This window comes from Bradyrhizobium sp. 18BD (assembly GCF_054185225.1).
Window position 1 is genome coordinate 254,379 of record NZ_JAVAYL010000011.1, and the last position, 17,524, is coordinate 271,902.

The 17,524-nt window shown below is 65.0% G+C and carries 14 protein-coding genes and 1 tRNA gene; 13 read left to right on the forward strand and 2 right to left on the reverse strand.

Annotated elements, in window-relative coordinates:
- Window positions 1-200: 200 nt before the first annotated feature.
- The 9 genes from RAD16_RS21570 to RAD16_RS21610 all read left to right on the forward strand — a co-directional run bounded on the left by RAD16_RS21570 (window position 201) and on the right by RAD16_RS21610 (window position 14,155).
- Window positions 201-3,692, forward strand: coding sequence for an indolepyruvate ferredoxin oxidoreductase family protein (locus RAD16_RS21570; RefSeq protein WP_458159874.1), 3,492 nt, complete (start codon window positions 201-203; stop codon window positions 3,690-3,692).
- A 1,013-nt stretch (window positions 3,693-4,705) separates the two neighbouring features.
- Complete coding sequence (locus RAD16_RS21575) at window positions 4,706-5,863, forward strand: thiolase domain-containing protein (RefSeq protein ID WP_018322309.1); 1,158 nt, start codon at window positions 4,706-4,708, stop codon at window positions 5,861-5,863.
- On the forward strand, window positions 5,863-6,252 hold the full coding sequence (locus tag RAD16_RS21580; protein ID WP_028154920.1) for a Zn-ribbon domain-containing OB-fold protein: 390 nt from the start codon (window positions 5,863-5,865) through the stop codon (window positions 6,250-6,252). Before RAD16_RS21575 ends, RAD16_RS21580 begins: the two co-directional genes overlap by 1 nt.
- Window positions 6,253-6,510: 258 nt before the next feature.
- Entirely contained in the window at window positions 6,511-7,371 is an 861-nt protein-coding gene (locus RAD16_RS21585) for a MaoC/PaaZ C-terminal domain-containing protein (RefSeq protein WP_458159875.1), read from the forward strand.
- Window positions 7,372-7,568: 197 nt separating this feature from the next.
- Window positions 7,569-8,447, forward strand: coding sequence for an SDR family oxidoreductase (locus RAD16_RS21590; RefSeq protein WP_212486467.1), 879 nt, complete (start codon window positions 7,569-7,571; stop codon window positions 8,445-8,447).
- A 128-nt stretch (window positions 8,448-8,575) separates the two neighbouring features.
- The gene (locus RAD16_RS21595; RefSeq protein WP_458159876.1) at window positions 8,576-9,529 is read left to right on the forward strand and encodes a dihydrodipicolinate synthase family protein; all 954 of its coding nucleotides are present in this window, start codon (window positions 8,576-8,578) and stop codon (window positions 9,527-9,529) included.
- 4 nt (window positions 9,530-9,533) lie between these two features.
- On the forward strand, window positions 9,534-10,349 hold the full coding sequence (locus RAD16_RS21600) for an NUDIX hydrolase (RefSeq protein ID WP_458159877.1): 816 nt from the start codon (window positions 9,534-9,536) through the stop codon (window positions 10,347-10,349).
- A 79-nt stretch (window positions 10,350-10,428) separates the two neighbouring features.
- On the forward strand, window positions 10,429-11,343 hold the full coding sequence (locus tag RAD16_RS21605; protein ID WP_458159878.1) for a DMT family transporter: 915 nt from the start codon (window positions 10,429-10,431) through the stop codon (window positions 11,341-11,343).
- A gap of 124 nt (window positions 11,344-11,467) precedes the next feature.
- The gene (locus RAD16_RS21610; RefSeq protein WP_458159879.1) at window positions 11,468-14,155 is read left to right on the forward strand and encodes a PAS domain S-box protein; all 2,688 of its coding nucleotides are present in this window, start codon (window positions 11,468-11,470) and stop codon (window positions 14,153-14,155) included.
- Window positions 14,156-14,172: 17 nt separating this feature from the next.
- On the opposite strand, the gene RAD16_RS21615 is transcribed toward RAD16_RS21610, so the two are convergent.
- Complete coding sequence (locus tag RAD16_RS21615) at window positions 14,173-14,526, reverse strand: GrlR family regulatory protein (protein WP_458159891.1); 354 nt, start codon at window positions 14,524-14,526, stop codon at window positions 14,173-14,175.
- A gap of 259 nt (window positions 14,527-14,785) precedes the next feature.
- Between RAD16_RS21615 and RAD16_RS21620 the strand changes: the two genes are divergently transcribed.
- On the forward strand, window positions 14,786-15,283 hold the full coding sequence (locus RAD16_RS21620; RefSeq protein ID WP_458159880.1) for a hypothetical protein: 498 nt from the start codon (window positions 14,786-14,788) through the stop codon (window positions 15,281-15,283).
- Window positions 15,284-15,333: 50 nt separating this feature from the next.
- On the opposite strand, the gene RAD16_RS21625 is transcribed toward RAD16_RS21620, so the two are convergent.
- Window positions 15,334-15,720, reverse strand: coding sequence for a VOC family protein (locus RAD16_RS21625; protein ID WP_458159881.1), 387 nt, complete (start codon window positions 15,718-15,720; stop codon window positions 15,334-15,336).
- Window positions 15,721-15,899: 179 nt separating this feature from the next.
- Here RAD16_RS21625 and RAD16_RS21630 point away from each other — a divergent pair, with 179 nt between their 5' ends.
- The 3 genes from RAD16_RS21630 to RAD16_RS21640 all read left to right on the forward strand — a co-directional run bounded on the left by RAD16_RS21630 (window position 15,900) and on the right by RAD16_RS21640 (window position 17,387).
- Entirely contained in the window at window positions 15,900-16,472 is a 573-nt protein-coding gene (locus tag RAD16_RS21630; RefSeq protein WP_458159882.1) for a hypothetical protein, read from the forward strand.
- A gap of 172 nt (window positions 16,473-16,644) precedes the next feature.
- On the forward strand, window positions 16,645-17,157 hold the full coding sequence (locus RAD16_RS21635) for a hypothetical protein (protein ID WP_458159883.1): 513 nt from the start codon (window positions 16,645-16,647) through the stop codon (window positions 17,155-17,157).
- Between the two features lie 153 nt (window positions 17,158-17,310).
- A tRNA-Arg gene (locus RAD16_RS21640) sits at window positions 17,311-17,387 on the forward strand.
- Window positions 17,388-17,524: the final 137 nt, after the last annotated feature.

The window sequence follows — 17,524 nt, forward strand, 5'->3', positions numbered from 1 at the left end:
AAGCCCGGCGCCTTTCAGGCCACGAAATTGCGATTTTTACCCGGCGCTCGCTTTGGTCCAGATTTGTGATGCGCCGCGTTAAATATCCGACATAGAGTGGCGCAGGTGGTCGGCGCGCCCTAGCTAAAAACAACGGGCAGGCAACGGCTTAAGCGATCTTAAGTGACAAAGACCTGAACAGGGCGTGGAAAGAGGACAGCATGGGCATCAACCAGGGTCCGATCAGTCTCGATCAAAAATATACCCAGGAAACCGGACACGTCTTCACCACGGGCATCCAGGCCCTGGTCCGGTTGCCGATGGCCCAGATCCGGCGCGACCGCGCCAACGGCCTCAACACTGCAGGCTTCATCTCAGGCTATCGCGGCTCGCCGCTCGGTGGCTACGACCAGCAGCTCTTCGCCGCGCGCAAGCATCTCGAGCAGTACAACATCAAGTTCCAGCCCGGCGTGAACGAGGACCTCGCGGCGACCGCCGTCTGGGGCTCGCAGCAGCTCAACCTCTCGCCCGGCGCCAAATACGACGGCGTGGTCGGCATCTGGTACGGCAAGGGCCCCGGCGTCGACCGCTGCGGCGACGTGTTCCGCCACGGCAATGCCGCGGGCTCCGCCAAGAACGGCGGCGTGCTGTGCCTGGCCGGCGACGACCATGGCGCGAAGTCCTCGACCGTCCCGCATCAGTCCGACCATGCCTTCATGTCGGCCCTGATGCCGTATCTCTATCCGTCGAGCATCCACGAGATGATCGAGATGGGCCTGCTCGGCATCGCGATGTCGCGCTATTCGGGCTGCTGGGTCGGCATGAAGGTGATCACGGAGACGGTGGAGACCACCGCCGAGATCGATCTCACCGACGAGATGAAACCCTTCATCATCCCGACCGATTTCGAGCTGCCGCCGGACGGCCTCAATCTGCGCTGGCCCGACGACCGTTTCGAGCAGGACCGCCGCCTGCAGGACTACAAGGGCTTTGCCGCGATCGCCTTTGCCCGCGCCAACAAGGTCAACCGCGTCACTATGGATTCGCCGAACGCGCGCTTCGGCATCATGGCCTCGGGCAAGAGCTACGAGGACGTGCGGCAGGCGCTGCGCGAGCTCGGGATCACCGAACAGGTCGCCGCCAAGATCGGCCTTCGTCTCTACAAGATCGGCATGCCCTGGCCGCTGGAGCCGGAAGGCGTCCGCCAGTTCGCCGTCGGGCTCGAAGAGATCTTCATCATCGAAGAGCGCCGCGAGATCGTCGAGAACCAGGTCAAGCAGGAGCTGTTCAACTGGCGCGACGACGTCCGCCCGCGCATCGTCGGCAAGATGGACGAGCACGACAAGCGCTTCCTGACCTTCTCCGCCGAGCTCAGCGTTGCCTCGCTTGCGACCTCGCTCACCGAGCGGCTGCTTCGACTTAATCTCAACCCTGAGATCGCGGAGATGCTCCGCGCCAAGGCCGACTGGTTCAACGGCCGTCAGGCCTCGCAGATGCAGGCGGTCGCGCCTGTCTCCCGCACCCCGTATTTCTGCTCCGGCTGTCCCCACAACACCTCGACAAAGGTCCCCGAAGGCAGCCGCGCGCTCGCCGGCATCGGCTGCCACTTCATGGCGCTGTGGATGGACCGCTCGACCGAGACCTTCACGCATATGGGCGGCGAGGGCGTGCCGTGGGTCGGCATCGCGCCCTTCACCAACGAGAACCACATTTTCGCGAACCTCGGCGACGGCACCTACTTCCACTCGGGCAGTCTCGCCATCCGCCAGTCGATCGCCTCCAAGGCCAACATCACCTACAAGATCCTCTACAACGACGCGGTCGCGATGACCGGCGGCCAGCGCCATGACGGCGATCTTTCGCCGCAGAAGATCATGGCCCAGCTTCACGCCGAAGGCATCAGCGAGATCTATCTCGTCTCGGAATCGCCCGACGCCTATCCGGCCGACACTATCGCGCCGGGCGTGAAGAAATATCACCGCGACGAGCTGCAAGACGTCATGAAGATGTGCCGGGAGTACAAGGGCACCTCGGCCATCGTCTTCGTGCAGACCTGCGCCGCCGAGAAGCGCCGCCGCCGCAAGCGCGGCCTGATGGAAGATCCGGCGCGCCGCGTCATGATCAACCCGGCCGTCTGCGAAGGCTGCGGCGACTGCTCGGTGCAGTCGAACTGCATCTCGGTCGAGCCGCTGGAAACCGAGTTCGGCCGCAAGCGCGCCATCAACCAGTCCGCCTGCAACAAGGACTATTCGTGCCTGAAGGGCTTCTGTCCGTCCTTCGTCACCGTGGACGGCGGCAAGCCGCGCCACCGCGCGCCGGCTGATCTCTCCGACATCGGCGCGATTGCCGAGCCGGCCTCGCGTCCCACGCTCGACAAGCCCTACAACATCGCGGTCGGCGGCGTCGGCGGCACCGGTGTGCTCACCATCGGCGCGCTGCTCGGCATGGCCGCCCATATCGAGGGCAAGGCCTCGATGATCCTCGACATGTCGGGTCTGGCGCAAAAAGGCGGCGCGGTGCTCAGCCACGTGCGGCTATCGGACCATCCGGCCGAGGTGACGTGTTCGCGCATCGTCACCGGCACGGCCGACGTCGTGCTCGCCGCCGACGAAGTGGTCGCGGTCGCCAAGGACACGATCTCGCTGTGCGACACCAGCCGCACCCGCGGCATCATCAACAGCCACATCATCCCGACCGCCGATTTCGTCCTCAACCGCGACTTCAACTTCCAGACCCGCAAGCTGAACGGATTGCTGGAGACGGCGCTGCATAAGGACTCCGTCTTCTTCGACTTCACCAAGCCCGCCGAGCTGCTGCTCGGCGATAGCATCGCCACCAACATGATGATGATGGGCTACGCCTATCAGAAGGGGCTCTTGCCCTTGTCGGCGGAATCGATCGAGCAAGCGATCGAGGTCAACGGCGTCTCGATCAAGATGAACAAGGAAGCCTTCCGTCTCGGCCGCCTTGCGGTCGCCGAGCCCCAGCGCCTTGCGGAGATGCTGAAGGGCACGGGCGAGGTCGCCGCGCCGAAGACGCTGGATGCGATGACTCTCGACGAGGTCATCGAGCACCGTGCCAAGCATCTGACCGCCTACCAGAACGGCCGTCTCGCCAAGCGCTATCGCAAGCTGATCGATCAGGTCCGCGATGCCGCCAAGCAGGGCGGTTATGGCGATGCGCTGCCGCGCGCGGTCGCGGTGAACTACGCCAAGCTCCTGGCCTACAAGGACGAATACGAGGTCGCGCGCCTGTTCTCGGACGGCGCTTTCGAGCAGCAGCTCCGCGACCAGTTCGAGGGCGACTTCAAGTTCAACTTCAACCTTGCCCCGCCGATCCTCAGCCGCGGCGTCGATGCGCTGGGACGTCCGAAGAAGCGCGCCTTCGGCCCGTGGACGCTGAACGGCTTCCGCGTGCTGGCGAAATTCAAGTTCCTGCGCGGCACCCCGCTCGACATCTTCGGCGGCAGCGCCGACCGCAAGCTCGAGCGCGATCTCATCGTCGGCTACGAAAAGGACGTCGCCACTGTGCTCGGCCTGCTGTCGCCCGTCACGCACGACACCGCGGTCGAAATCCTGTCGCTGCCCGACCGCATCCGCGGCTACGGTCCGGTGAAGGAGAAGGCCGTCGCCGATGCCAAGGCCCGCTACGCCCAGCTCGCCGCCGATTTGGCGAACCCGCCGCCCGCGCCACGGCAGATCGCGGCGGAGTAGGGAGGTCCCGTCGAGCGGATTACGCCTTCGGCTAATCCGCTCTACGAACCCATCCGGCTGGCACCATCCCTTGCGCTGCCCGTCGGGCAAGACACCCATGCCGTGGGTCAATGCGTATTCGCAAAAACATTCCACTTTACCGAAATTCGGAATTGTCGTATCCATCCGTCACCTTATCCCAGTCAGAGGGGCGTATCGCGATCGTCACGAAACGCGGGGTGAGTGGCGGTGGACGCGGGCTGCGTCGCACGAGCGATTGTCTCGTGCACGACGGGCGCAGTCTCGCGTACGGCAAAATCGTGTGGTCCTGACGCCCGGGGTCTGTGCGTCAAGTCTTGCGATCGCTCGCAAGGCGACGGGGGCAATATTGCATCGCTCCCCGGGGAGAGCACGGCATAAGCCGTAAAACCACTGCGCAGGGAAGGCCGGTTGTTCGGCCGCACCTGTATGCCGCCGTGCATCTGTTCTTCGCGCATTCTCAGCACAGCGGACCGTGGGTGCCCAGCCGGCACCCGGTCTTCCCTGCGCCCTCTGTTCAAGGAGGGGAGCCGGACGGAAGCAAAGCTCGGGCGAGATACGCCGCGAGGATGCGGGGGTGTGTCTGGTCGTCATTGCGAGCGCAGCGAAGCAATCCAGAAATGTATCCGCGGAGAGACTCCAGGATTGCTTCGCTGCGCTCGCAATGACGGTGGAGAGACTGGCGCATGATGTGGGACCGTCATCCTGAGGTGCGAGCCTCTTCGGCGAGCCTCGAAGGACGACGGCCCGACTGTCGCGGCAAGGGTATCGAGGCATCTCGGCCGTTCATCCTTCGAGGCTCCCGATGGGGCGCTCTGCGCCCCATCACTCGCACCTCCAGCGACGACGGCTTCGCCGTCGCGCAGGGATGACGGAAGGGGGAGTTGCGCCAAGCCGCTGCCCTCTCGCCCGACGGAATATTTCCGCGCTTGCCAATCAGGCCGGTGCGGTTCAGAAAAAAGAGCCAAGAAGAAACGCGAGCGGAGACTTCTGTTTTGACCATCAAGGGCAAGGCCTACATTGCCGGGATCTACGAGCACCCGACCCGGCATGCGCCGGACAAATCCACCGCCCAGCTCCATGCCGAGGTCGCCAAGGGCGCGATCGAGGATGCCGGGATCAGCAAGGACGATGTCGACGGCTATTTCTGCGCGGGCGACGCGCCCGGCGGCGCCTGGCCGATGGTCGATTATCTCGGCCTGAACACCAAGAAGCTCCGCCACGTCGATTCCACCGAGACCGGCGGCTGTTCCTACATCATCCATCTCGGCCATGCTGCCGAGGCGATCGCCGCGGGCAAGTGCTCGATCGCGCTGATCACGCTGGCCGGCAAGCCGCGCACCGGCGTGATGCCGCCGCGTGCAGCCGGCGCCGAGGTCGATTTCGAGTCCGCTTACGGCGCGACCACGCACAATGCCTATGGCATGTGTGCCATGCGCCATATGCACGACTATGGCACCACGAGCGAGCAGCTCGCCTGGATCAAGGTCGCGGCCTCGCATCATGCGCAATACAATCCGCATGCGATGCTCAAAGACGTCGTCACCGTCGAGGACGTCCTGAACTCGCCGATGATCTCCGATCCCTTGCATCGCATGGATTGCTGCGTCGTCTCCGACGGCGGCGGTGCACTGATCGTGACGACGCCCGAGATCGCCAGGAGCCTGAAGAAGCCGCTGGTCAAGCTGATCGGCCATGGCGAGGCGATGAAGGGCCCGCGCGGCGGCAAGGATCTCGATCTCACATACTCCGCCGGAATCTGGTCCGGCCCGCGTGCGTTCGAGGAAGCCGGCATCACGCCCAAGGACATCAAATACGCCTCGATCTATGACAGCTTCACCATCACCGTGCTGATGCAGCTCGAGGACCTCGGCTTCTGCAAGAAGGGCGAGGGCGGCAAGTTCGTCGCCGACGGCAATCTGATCTCGGGCGTCGGCAAGCTGCCGTTCAACACCGACGGCGGCGGCCTCTGCAGCAACCATCCCGTCAACCGCGGCGGCATGACCAAGATCATCGAGGCCGTCAGGCAGTTGCGCGGCGAGGCGCATCCGAAGGTGCAGGTGAAAAATTGCGATCTCGCCATCGCCCACGGTACCGGCGGCCTTTTGGGCGTCCGCCACGCCGCCTCGACGGCCATTCTGGAGCGCGTGTGATGAGCGAAGCAAAAAAGTACCCGGCGCCGGTGACCAATCCGGAGACCGCCGCGTTCTGGGACGCCGCCAAGCAGGGCAAGTTCATGATCAAGCGCTGCACGGCGTGCGGCGAAGCGCATTACTTCCCGCGCTCGATCTGCCCGTTCTGCTACTCCGACAAGACGGTGTGGGAGGAGGCCTCGGGCGAGGGCACGATCTACACCTGGAGCCTGATGCGGAAGTCGCCGACCGGTCCTTATGCGATCGGTTACGTGACTCTGAAGGAGGGACCGTCGGTGCAGACCAATTTCGTCGACTGCGATCTCGAGAAGCTGAAGATCGGCCAGAAGGTGAAGGTGGTGTTCAAGCCGACCGACGGCGCCCCGCTGCCCTTCTTCACGCCGGCCTAGTTTTTTCCTTCCCCCCTTGCGGGGGAAGGTGGCGTAGGCCGCCTTTGGCGGCCGTCCTTAAAAAGGGCGCCGAAGCGACGCTTCGGCTTTGGCGCCGGATGAGGGGTTCTCTCCACAGAGAGACTTTTGCTGAGGAGGCAACCCCTCACCCAAACGAGTTTGCCGCACGGCTCTCGCGGCCCTCTCCCGCAAGGGGAGAGGGCACATTAACGAGCGCCGCTGCTCGTCGAGAGAAATGCCGGGAGGAAGACAAACAAAATGTCCGCCAGATACGAAGAACTCAAAGGCCTGAAAAACATCGGCCAGAAATATGCCTATGGCGATCGCGAGGTCATGCTCTACGCCTATGGCATCGGCCTTGGCGCTGATCCCATGGACGAGAACGAGCTCGCCTTCGTCAACGAGGGTACGTTCACGCCGCGGCCGCTGAAGGTGGTGCCGACGTTTGCCTCCGTCGCCGCGTGGGGCTCGGGGCCGGGCGAGATGAACCTCAACCGCGTCATGGTGGTCGATGGCGAGCGCGACATCACCTTCCATCAGCCGCTGCCGGTCGCCGCCAACATCACGGCCGATTCCTCCGTGCTCGAGGTCTACGACAAGGGCAAGGACAAGGGCGTCGTCATCGCGCACCAGACCGTGCTCAAGAACGAGAAGGGCGAGAAGCTCGCAACGCTGGTCGCCTCGCGCTTCGCCCGGGGCGATGGCGGCTTTGGCGGACCGAACCTGACCCAGCCCGATCCGCACAAGATCCCCTCGCGCGCGCCCGACAAGACCATCGACATCGTCACGCGCCCGGATCAGGCGCTGGTCTATCGGCTCTGCGGCGACCGCAACCCGCTGCACTCGGATCCGGAGTTCGCCAAGAAGGCCGGATTCCCGCGTCCGATCCTGCACGGCATGTGCACCTACGGCATCACCTGCCGCGGCGTGCTGCAGACCTATGCCGACTACGATGCCAGCGCCTTCCGCCAGCACGTCGCGCGGTTCTCTTCGCCCGTCTATCCCGGCGAGACCGTGACCATGGACCTCTGGAAGGACGGCAACACGATCTCGTTCGAAGCCAAGGTGAAGTCGCGCGGCGTCACCGTGATCAAGAACGGCAAGACGGTGCTGGGTTAGGAACGCACGGGCCTTTCACTCCCTCGCCCCGCTCTTGCGGGGAGAGGGTGGGGTGAGGGGGAGTCTCCTCGAGGACGGCGATAGTTGAGTTCGCGGAGACTCCCCCTCACCCTGAAATCAAGCTGTGTTTGATTTCAGGCCTCTCCCCGCACGCGGGGAGGGGCGAAGCAAGAAAACAAAAACAGGGAGAAGCCACCATGGGACTACTCGACGGCAAGGTTGCGCTGATCACCGGCGCGGGCGGGGGGCTCGGTGAGGCCTATGCAAAGCTGTTTGCGCGGGAAGGGGCCTCGGTCGTCGTCAACGATCTCGGCGGCCCCCGTGACGGCTCCGGCGCGGACAAATCCATGGCGCAGCTTGTGGTGGACGCGATCAAGGCCGAGGGCGGCAAGGCGGTCGCCAACGGTGCCGACATCTCCACCATGGAGGGCGGCCAGTCGGTGTTCGACGACGCCATCAAGCATTTCGGCCGCGCCGACATCCTGGTCAACAACGCCGGCATCTTGCGCGACCAGACCTTCGCCAAGGCCTCGGAATCCGACTGGGACAAGGTCATCAAGGTCCATTTGAAGGGTACCTTTTGTTGCACCATGCCGGTGTTTCGCTGGATGCGGGAAAACGGCGGCGGCGTCATCGTCAACACCTCCTCGACATCAGGCCTGATCGGCAATTTCGGCCAGACCAATTACGGCGCGGCCAAGGGCGGCATCTGGGGCCTGTCCAACGTGCTGGCGATCGAGGGCCGCAAGTACAACATCCGGATCTGGACGCTGGCCCCGGGCGCCCTGACCCGCATGACCGCAGACCTGCCCCGCTATAAGGAGAACCCCTCAGCGGCGCTGGGGCCGGACGGCATCGCGCCGGCCGTGCTATACATGGTCAGCGATTTGTCGGGCGACCAGACCGGCAAGGTGCTGGGCGTGTCCGGGCCCCGCGGCGTGCGCGAAATGCGGATGATGGAAATGGAAGGCTGGAAACCGCCGCACTCGGGCTGGAAGGCCCAGGACGTCGTTGAGCATGCCAAGGAGATCTTCTTCTCCGAGGAGCAGATCAAGATGGGGGCGCGGAGGTTTTAGAAGGCCGTCATCCCGGGGCACGCGAAGCGTGAGCCCGGGATCCATACTCCGGATCGTGGTTATGGATTCCGGGCCTGGCCCTGCGGGCCATCCCGGAATGACGACAAAGAGAGAGACAAGGAAAGACGATGAAACTCACCGCCGACGCCAAGGGCACCTTCGCAATCGCGCCGACGCCGTTCCACGATGACGGAAGGATCGACGAGCGCTCGATCGACCGCCTGACTGATTTCTACGAGGAGGTCGGCTGCGACGGCGTCACGGTGCTGGGCATCCTCGGCGAGGCGCCGAAGCTCGATGCCGCCGAGGCCGAGCAGGTCGCGGTGCGCTTCGTCAAGCGCGCCAAGAAGATGCAGGTGATCGTCGGCGTCTCCGCGCCGGGTTTTGCCACCATGCGCTCGCTGGCGAAGGCCTCGATGGACGCGGGCGCCGCCGGCGTCATGATTGCGCCGCCGCCCTCGCTGCGCACCGACGACCAGATCATCGGCTATTTCAAGCAGGCGGCCGAGGCGATCGGCCCGGATGTGCCCTGGGTACTGCAGGACTATCCGCTGACGCTCTCGGTGATTTTCACCTCCGCGGTGATCCGCAAGATCGTCATGGACAATCCGAATTGCGTGATGCTCAAGCACGAGGACTGGCCGGGCCTCGAAAAGATCTCGACGCTGCGCAACTTCCAGAAGGACGGCTCGCTCCGTCCGCTCTCGATCCTCTGCGGCAATGGCGGCATGTTCCTCGATTTCGAGATGGAGCGCGGCGCCGACGGTGCCATGACCGGCTACGCCTTCCCGGAGCTTCTGATCGACGTCGTGAACCTCTCCAAGGCCGGCAAGCGCGATGCCGCGCATGATCTGTTCGACGCGCATCTGCCGCTGATCCGCTACGAGCAACAGCCGGGCGCCGGCCTTGCCGTGCGCAAGCACGTGCTGCAGAAGCGCGGCATCATCGCCTCCAGCGCTCAGCGCAAGCCCGGCGCGACCATCACGCCGGCCGCGAAGGCCGAAGTCGACTATCTGCTGTCGCGCGTCGCCCGCGTCGACAAGCGCGCCAATCTCGGCCCGCAATCCAGCGCTGCAGGTTAACTGAATGCCCGAGACATCAGCATCACGCCCGGCTTCGACGATCCTCCTGTTGCGCGACGGCGCCAAGGTCGACGGCAAGGGCCGCGACGAGGTCGAGGTCTTCATGATGGTTCGCCATCATCAGATCGAGTTCAACTCGGGCGCGCTGGTGTTTCCGGGCGGCAGTGTCGATGCCGGGGATCAGGAGATCGTCAAGCGGTCCGACCTGTATTCCGGCGGCGATGGCTTAAGCGAAGCGGACCGCGGTTTTCGGATCGCCGCGATCCGCGAGACGTTTGAGGAGAGCGGCATTTTGCTGGCGCGCGCGAAGGATTCGGGCGCGCCTGTCGATGCCAGGCGCGCCGGCGAGATCGCCGACAAGCACCGCGTTGCGCTCAACGAGCACAAGATCAGCTTTCTGAGCATTCTGGCCGACAACGGCCTCCAGCTCGCGCTCGATACGCTCGTGCCTTACGCGCACTGGATCACGCCGGAGGGCATGCCCAAACGTTTCGATACCTGGTTCTTCTTGGCGGCCGCACCGCCCGACCAGCTCGGTGCGCATGATGGCCGCGAGTCCACCGACTCGATCTGGGTCTCGCCGCGCGAGGCGGTGGAGGGCGGTGAGAGCGGCCGCTTCAAGCTGCCATTCCCGACCACGCGCAATCTGATCCGGCTTGCGAAGCAGGGCAGCGTGAGCGCTGCGCTCGATCATGCCAGGGGCCTGTCGATCGTCACGGTGATGCCTGTGATGACCAAGACCGATACCGGCCGCCAGCTCCGCATTCCCCGCGAGGCGGGCTATGACGGCGAGGTGTTCGAGGTCGGCGCGGTTGGCTAGGACACTTCGACATCCAGCGAAGTATTGGCGAGCGCGGACGCGCTAGATTCCGCCCCTGACAACGGGACGGAGCGCGCGCATGGACAACCGGCAGGATACCACCATTGCCGTCGAGCTGGCGCTGCTGGTCGCGCTCGCAACGCTCTGGGGCGGCTCCTACACTTTCATCAAGCTCGGCGTCGCCACCATCCCGCCGATCACGCTGATCGCGGCCCGCACGGCGATCGCAGGCGTGCTGCTGGTGGTCGTGATGTGGGCGCGGGGCATCAGCATGCCGACCGATGCCGCGACCTGGCAACGCTTCGCCTTCCAGGCCGTGCTCAACAGCGTGATCCCCTGGACGCTGATCGCCTGGGGCGAGCGCCATGTCGATGCGGCCCTCGCCACCATCCTCAACTCGGCCGGCCCGATCTTCACGTTCCTGCTCACGGCGGCAGTCACGCGCCACGAGGCCACGACCCCGCGAAAACTGTTCGGCGTGGTCGCGGGCATGGCCGGCATCCTGCTGATCGTCGGCGTCGATGCCTTCCGCGACATCGGCGGCGGCCTCGTCGCGGAGGCCGCCATCGTCGCCGCCACGATCTGCTACGCCTGCGCCGCGATCTTCGGCCGCAGTTTTAAAGGTCTCGATCCCATGGCGCCTGCGGCGGGTTCGCTGCTCGCGGGTGCGGCGGTGCTGATCCCTGCCTCGCTTGTGGTCGAGCAGCCCTGGACGCTGTCGCCGTCGCTGAGTTCCGTGCTGGCGCTGCTCGCGCTGGCGATATTTTCGACCGCAGCGGCGTTCGCGATCTACTTCCGCCTGATCCAGAGCCTCGGCTCGGTCGGCACCACCGCGCAGGCGTATTTGCGCGTCCCCATCGGGGTCGCCATCAGCGTCGCCTTCCTCGGCGAGACCTTGAGCCGGACCGCCTGGATCGGGCTTGCCTGCGTCGTCCTCGGCGTTGCCGCCATGACGATCCCGGCCCGGCAGGCCGCAAGCGTCAAAACGTCATAAATCCTGTGACGAGGGCGGGCAGCCGCCTACGATATTAAGGATATTCCGAGGCGGGAGGCATGTTCCCCCCAGCGTGCAATACGTCGTATATTGGGCTTCCAGTAGCCCGGTCCTCAACGCACCTATGTCCGCCGAATTGACGCCGCCCCCCGAGAAAAAGCGAATTTTTTCGCTGTCCATCGGCCAGTTGACGTTCGGGGGCTTCCTCTTGGTGCTGGCGGTGATCCTCGTCACCTCGACCGTGAGCGTTTTCGCGATCCGGCACATCGACACCACCTTCGCCGAACTGCAGCGGCTGCAGAGCGTCGGCGACCTCGCCGAGGACATCGACCGCCGCATGAACGAGCTGCGGCTCGCCGCGCGCGACTTCGTCACCGACCCCGGCGCCGGCATCCAGTTCAAGCAGGTGGGCGAGGCGGCCTCGACGCTCAGCGACATCCTGAAGAAGACCCGCATCGAGCTCGCGCCCGAGCAGCAGGACATGATCGACGGGGTCACCGAGCGCCTTGCGACCTACCGCAATGGCCTAGAGCGGATCTCGACCCTGATCGACCGCCGTGCCCAGCTGCTCGCGGGCCTGCCGCCGCTGCGCGACCGGTTCGACGCGGCCGTCTCCGGCACCGCGGACCGCGAGCTTGCCTCCCGCCTGTCCGAGGCACAGAGCCGGATTGCGCTCGGATTGCTGGCGCGCAACCCGTCCGCGGCGGAGCAGGCGGCGCAGAACATGCGGACGATGGATGTTGCCGACCCCGCTCTCAAAGCGGCGGTGAACGACTACGCCGAGGCGATCATCGCGGTGGCAGTCCGGGAACGGCAGATCGCCGACATCGACCGCGAGGTGCTGGGCACCGAGGGCCGGCTGATCGGCCGCGTCACCGAGTTGCTGCGCGAGGTCAGCGCCAGACGCGGCCACGTGCTGTCGCGCGATTTCGCCCGCACGCTGACCGAGGCACGCTGGCAGAGCATCGTGTTCGGGACCATCGGCGTGCTGATCGGCATGGTCGCGGCCGCCTTCGTGGTGCGCCGGACGGTTCGCCCGCTGGCCAAGATCGCAAGGTCGATCCGCGCGCTCGCCGCCGGCGAGAAGGACACCTCGATCCCGTCCGCCGACCTCGACAACGAGATCGGCGACATCGCGCGCGCCGCCGAAGTCTTCCGCCGCGCGCTGGAGGAGGCCGACACCGCGCGCGAGGCGGCAGTGCGCGCGCTCACGGAGCAGCGTCTCGCTGAAGAGAGCTACCGAAAGCTGTTCGAGGGCTCGGTTGACGGCATCTACGTCACGACGCCCGCAGGCGACCTCCTCAACGCCAATCCGGCGCTGGCGCGGATGATGGGCTATGACAGCCCGCAGCAGCTGATCGACAGCATCAACGACATCGCCCACACCATCTACGTCCATCCCGAGGCACGCGACGAATATCAGCGGCTGATGGCGCGCGACGGCATGGTGCGCGAGTTCGAGTACCAGGTGCGCCAGCGCAGCGGCAACATCCTGTGGCTCTCCGACAGCGCCACCGGCGTGCGGGACGAGGCCGGCAACATCGTCCGCTACGAGGGCACGCTGCGCGACATCACCGACCAGAAGCGGGCGGAAGACGCCATCGCTGAAGGCCGGCGCCTGCTCCAGCAGGTCATCGACACTGTGCCCGCGGTCATCAACGTCAAGGACCGCGACCTGCGCTACGTGCTGATGAACCGCTACATGGCCGGCATCTTCGGCATCGAGCCCGGCGACGCGCTCGGCCGCACCACCGCGGACCTGATGTCGCGCTATGGCGCGGCCAAGACCGACGAGAACGACAAGCGCGTGCTCAAGCTCCGCAAGGGCCTCGGCTTCTACGAGGAGGAGTACAAGGACGTCGCCGGCAACATGCGGCAATGGCTGGTCAACAAGCTGCCGCTGCTCGACGCCGAGGGCGAGATCGAGCGGATCGTTACCGTGGCGCTCGACATCGGCGAGCGCAAGCGTGGCGAGCAGGAGATGCGGAAGGCCAAGGAATCCGCCGAGACCGCGTTGCGCAATCTGCGCGAGACCCAGGCCTCGCTGATCGAGGCGGAGAAGCTCGCCGCGCTCGGACGGCTCGTCGCCGGCGTCGCGCACGAGGTCAACAATCCCGTCGGCATCAGCCTTACGGTCGCCTCCGCGCTGGAGCGCAAGACTGCGACCTTCACATCGGAAGTCGAGCGCGGCGAGCTGCGCCGCTCCACGCTCAACGACTTCCTCAACACCAGCCGCGATGCGTCCTCGCAGCTCGTGTCCAACCTCAACCGCGCCGCCGAGCTGATCCAGTCGTTCAAGCAGGTCGCCGCCGACCGCAACTATTCGGACCAGCGCTCATTCGATCTCGGCGATCTCACCGAGCAGGTGGTGATGAGTCTGCGGCCCGGCCTGCGCAAGCACAATCTGACGCTCAACGTGGAGTGCCAGCCGGAGCTGACCATGAACAGCTATCCCGGCCCGTACGGGCAGGTGCTGACCAATCTGTTCCTCAACTCGGTGGCGCACGCTTTCCCGGACGGCCGTCCCGGGACGATCGACATCCAGGTGCGCGAGTCCGGCAAGGACAATGTCGAGATCATCTTTTCCGACAATGGCTGCGGCATGTCGCTCGACGTCCGCCGCCGTGCCTTCGATCCATTCTTCACGACGCGGCGCGATCAGGGCGGCACCGGTCTCGGCCTGCACATCGTCTACAGCATCGTCACCAACCGGCTCGGCGGCCGGCTCGATCTCGATTCCGAGCCGGGCGAGGGCACGCGTATCCAGATAATCCTGCCGCGCACGGCGCCGTTGGAGCAGGCGGCGGAGTAATCTAATAGGCTGGTGACTTAATCGGCTTCTGCGAGCTTGTGCAGGGTGGCGCCGAAAATGAGGCTGGCCTTGCCGACGAGCGCCGTGCCCGTCATCTCCGCGCGCGTATCGGTGTAGGTCCCGCTGACGCCGATGCCGACCGGAGCAGGGCCGCCGAACAGCGGATTGTCATCGCCCCGCGGCGAGGTGTGCCGTTGCACCAGCACCTCGCCTTTGAAGGTGTGGCTGTCCTTCACCACGTAGCTGCCGGTGTAATAGAGGTAGGCATCGCCGCCAAGGATCTTGCCGTCGCGGAAAAGAATCACGCCGCTGCCCTTGCCGACTCGACCATCGAGCAGGTTGACGTGGATTGAATAGAGGCCGTTCTTCATCACGTCCCGCGGCCGGCCGCCATCGCCCAATGGCGTAACCGGTAGAGCTTTTATGCCAAAGCACACTCCCTCGCGCAACGCGGCAGTTTGCCGGCCGGAAACAAGAGCCGCGCACCGCAAGCCGTAGTTGTCCCGGCTTGTCTGTGACAGCGCGATGACTGTCTCATTGCCGGGCGAGGCCAGTCGTAGCGAATCAAGTTGGCCCGCGAAATGCATAACCATTGTTGCACTGGCCGCGGGGTGCTGGAGCAAGACAAACGTGAGCAACTGGATCGATTCCGGCGGCGATGAGCCGCGTCTGTACAGTGCGCGTTCCACGAATTGCAAAAGCGAAAAATGGAGGACAGGAAGCACGACGCGCTGGCGAAGCGTGGCGAGGCTGGCTTGCGCCATGGCTCTGATCGCGCTCGCAGCCCCCTTCGGGCACGCGCGCGACCGGGGCCAGTTCGTCAACACCAATGCCGATTTGAAGGCGTGGTTCGACGGCCTGCGCAGCGGCAAGGGGCCATGTTGCTCCGATGCCGACGGCTCGGCGCTCTCCGATACCGACTGGGAGAGCAAGGACGGGCACTACCGCGTCCGCGTCCCGCGGCTTGGCTTTGCGCATGAGGGCCAGCAGCAGGAGTTCGTCTGGGTCGACGTTCCCGAGGAGGCCGTGATCTCGGAGCCGAACCGGGTGGGGCGCACCATGGTGTGGCCGATCTACGGCTACATGGGCGTCACCATCCGCTGCTTTATGCCCGGTAGCATGACTTAGCCGGGCGACAGCGCGCCCGGCGTCACTTCGATCGGATGTGGCGCGCCGCGTCAGGTGTATTTTTTGTCGCGCTCGAGCAGCTCGATCGAGATGCCTTCGGGGCCGCGGATGAAGCAGATGCGCACGCCGGGGCGGATCGTGGTCGGCTCGCGCGTGAAGGTGACGCCCTTGGCCTTGATCTCCGCGGCGACGGCGTCGATGTCCTTCACCGTGAGACCGAAATGGTCGAGGCCCTGATGCGGGTGCGGGGGCGGTGGGTTGACGGCGTTGTCGCCCTCGAGCGCGGCGATGAAGATTTTTGCGCCGCCAAGATTGACGTCGATCCGTCCGGGCGCCTTCACGACCTCGCCGCCGAGGATGTCCCGCAGCCAGTTCGCCGTGGCCTCCGGATCGGGGCTGCGCAGATGGACGTGATCCCAGGTGACGGCGATTGGCATTTCATGTTCTCCCAACGGGGGCTTTGATGTTTGCAGCGCATGTTAGCGGCCTGAGGCAGTGATCGCCACCGTCCTTGCCGACTCGCATGAAGCGCGGGAACCTTAGTTCGTCTGCCGAATTAAGGTAAGCAGTGACCGGGGCCGGGTTCGAACGTGCCCAGGCCGCGATCGGTGATGCCATGAACGCGAGGTTTGACCGGATCGGGATCGGACGTTTCGCCGGAAGTGGTGAGCGACTGGCGCGGGCGGTGACGATCGCGAGCGTCTCATTCGGCCGCAGCCTGCTGTGGTTGCTGGCGGCCATCATCGTCGGCTGCGGCATCTGGATGCTGCTGCCGCTGTCCAAAGGCAACGGCACCGAGCCGGCGAAGTCCGACGTGGCGACGGTCGCGCCAGCTGCACCAAGCGATGCAGGCACGGCGATCTCGCCGGTCACCCAGGCTCAGGCTCCCGCATCCGCCGAGCTCGATCGTCTCAAGATCTCCTCCCAGACGTGGCGCCGCGGCGGCCTCGGCTCGAAGGCGCTGGTGACGTTCACGCTGCGAAACGACAATGACTATGCCGTAAAGGATCTGGAGATCGTTTGCGCATTCGCACGACGCGATGGCAGTCATCTCACCGACCGCAGCCGCGTGCTCGCCGATACCGTCAACATGAAGAGCCGCAAAACCTTTGCGCGCGTGGCTGTCGGCTTCATCAACGTTAATGCCGATCAGGCGAAATGCGCGCTGGTCGCCGCGCGGCGCGCGTGAAGGACGGCGTCTTCCGGTAGCGGAAAAGTTACCGTGCGCGGCTCCCTTCAACTCTTGGCCGAAAAACTTGGCGTTGCCATTTGAACCAAAGGCTGGGTGCAGGAACCAACTAGAGTATCGCCTGTTAAGGCGAAGAGCCCACGCGGGGATTGCGGGGGGCGGAGTGCGGCCCATGCCCATCTTTCGGTATTTCGTCTATGTCGGTGGAGCTTTGCTCGCACTGTTGTTCGCGGTGAACTTCGTCGCGCCGGCTTCGCCCGTTGTGGAGGCGGTTGCGACCGCAGGCAACGATCAGCCGCTGATCCGGATCCGGTCCGACCGGCATCTGCCCGAGCGCGTCGTGCTCGACACCAGCCAGCCGACGATCGCAGCGCCCGTGGTGAAGACCGCAGCCGTTGCGCCGCAGCCGCCGGATACCGCCTCGGCAGCGGCGCTTGCGGAGATGTCGGCCAAGGCGCGGGTGCGCGAGACGTTCGCCCAGTTCACCCCCAGCGTGAAGACCGACGCCGCCGCCCGGAAGGGCGAGGTGAAGCCGCAGGCCCAGGCGGCCCCAGCTCAGCCCAAGCGGAAGGTCGCCAGGGCGCATCCGGCCCCGCAGTATGGTGGGCCGCAGTATGGGCAGTATGGCCGGCCGATGATGGTGGCGCAGCGGCCGCAGTTCGGCTTCTTCAACAGCACCTGGTAACAACGGCTCTGACCCGCCTCGATTCGAGGCGGGAAGGGCTTTTTATTGGCCAGCCTCTCTGCTAATTCGAATCCGTCCGAACGCCGTCAGGTGTGCTGACTTGTCAGCCCCCGGTGCGGCGTTTCTCGGTTGTGGCCCTTACCTCGGGCCAGAGCGCTCGTAGCTCAGCTGGATAGAGCATCGGATTTCGATTCCGAGGGTCGGAGGTTCGAATCCTTCCGAGCGCGCCACTTATTAGGCTGTCCAGCCCGGAGACATAGGTAACGGATCGTACCTAAGAGATGGGTGACAACCTCGTGCCGAACGGGTTGTCGAGGGGTTGCAGGGTCTTCTGCTCCAGGTCGAAATATCCAAGATCATAGTGCAT

Bases quoted from the DNA above. Each gene is read 5' to 3' on its own strand.
- RAD16_RS21570 (WP_458159874.1), top strand. From the start codon at position 201: ATGGGCATCAACCAGGGTCCGATCAGTCTCGATCAAAAATATACCCAG.
- RAD16_RS21580 (WP_028154920.1), top strand. From the start codon at position 5,863: ATGAGCGAAGCAAAAAAGTACCCGGCGCCGGTGACCAATCCGGAGACC.
- RAD16_RS21585 (WP_458159875.1), top strand. From the start codon at position 6,511: ATGTCCGCCAGATACGAAGAACTCAAAGGCCTGAAAAACATCGGCCAG.
- RAD16_RS21590 (WP_212486467.1), top strand. From the start codon at position 7,569: ATGGGACTACTCGACGGCAAGGTTGCGCTGATCACCGGCGCGGGCGGG.
- RAD16_RS21595 (WP_458159876.1), top strand. From the start codon at position 8,576: ATGAAACTCACCGCCGACGCCAAGGGCACCTTCGCAATCGCGCCGACG.
- RAD16_RS21600 (WP_458159877.1), top strand. From the start codon at position 9,534: ATGCCCGAGACATCAGCATCACGCCCGGCTTCGACGATCCTCCTGTTG.
- RAD16_RS21605 (WP_458159878.1), top strand. From the start codon at position 10,429: ATGGACAACCGGCAGGATACCACCATTGCCGTCGAGCTGGCGCTGCTG.
- RAD16_RS21610 (WP_458159879.1), top strand. From the start codon at position 11,468: ATGTCCGCCGAATTGACGCCGCCCCCCGAGAAAAAGCGAATTTTTTCG.
- RAD16_RS21615 (WP_458159891.1), bottom strand. From the start codon at position 14,526: ATGAAGAACGGCCTCTATTCAATCCACGTCAACCTGCTCGATGGTCGA.
- RAD16_RS21625 (WP_458159881.1), bottom strand. From the start codon at position 15,720: ATGCCAATCGCCGTCACCTGGGATCACGTCCATCTGCGCAGCCCCGAT.
- RAD16_RS21630 (WP_458159882.1), top strand. From the start codon at position 15,900: ATGAACGCGAGGTTTGACCGGATCGGGATCGGACGTTTCGCCGGAAGT.
- RAD16_RS21635 (WP_458159883.1), top strand. From the start codon at position 16,645: ATGCCCATCTTTCGGTATTTCGTCTATGTCGGTGGAGCTTTGCTCGCA.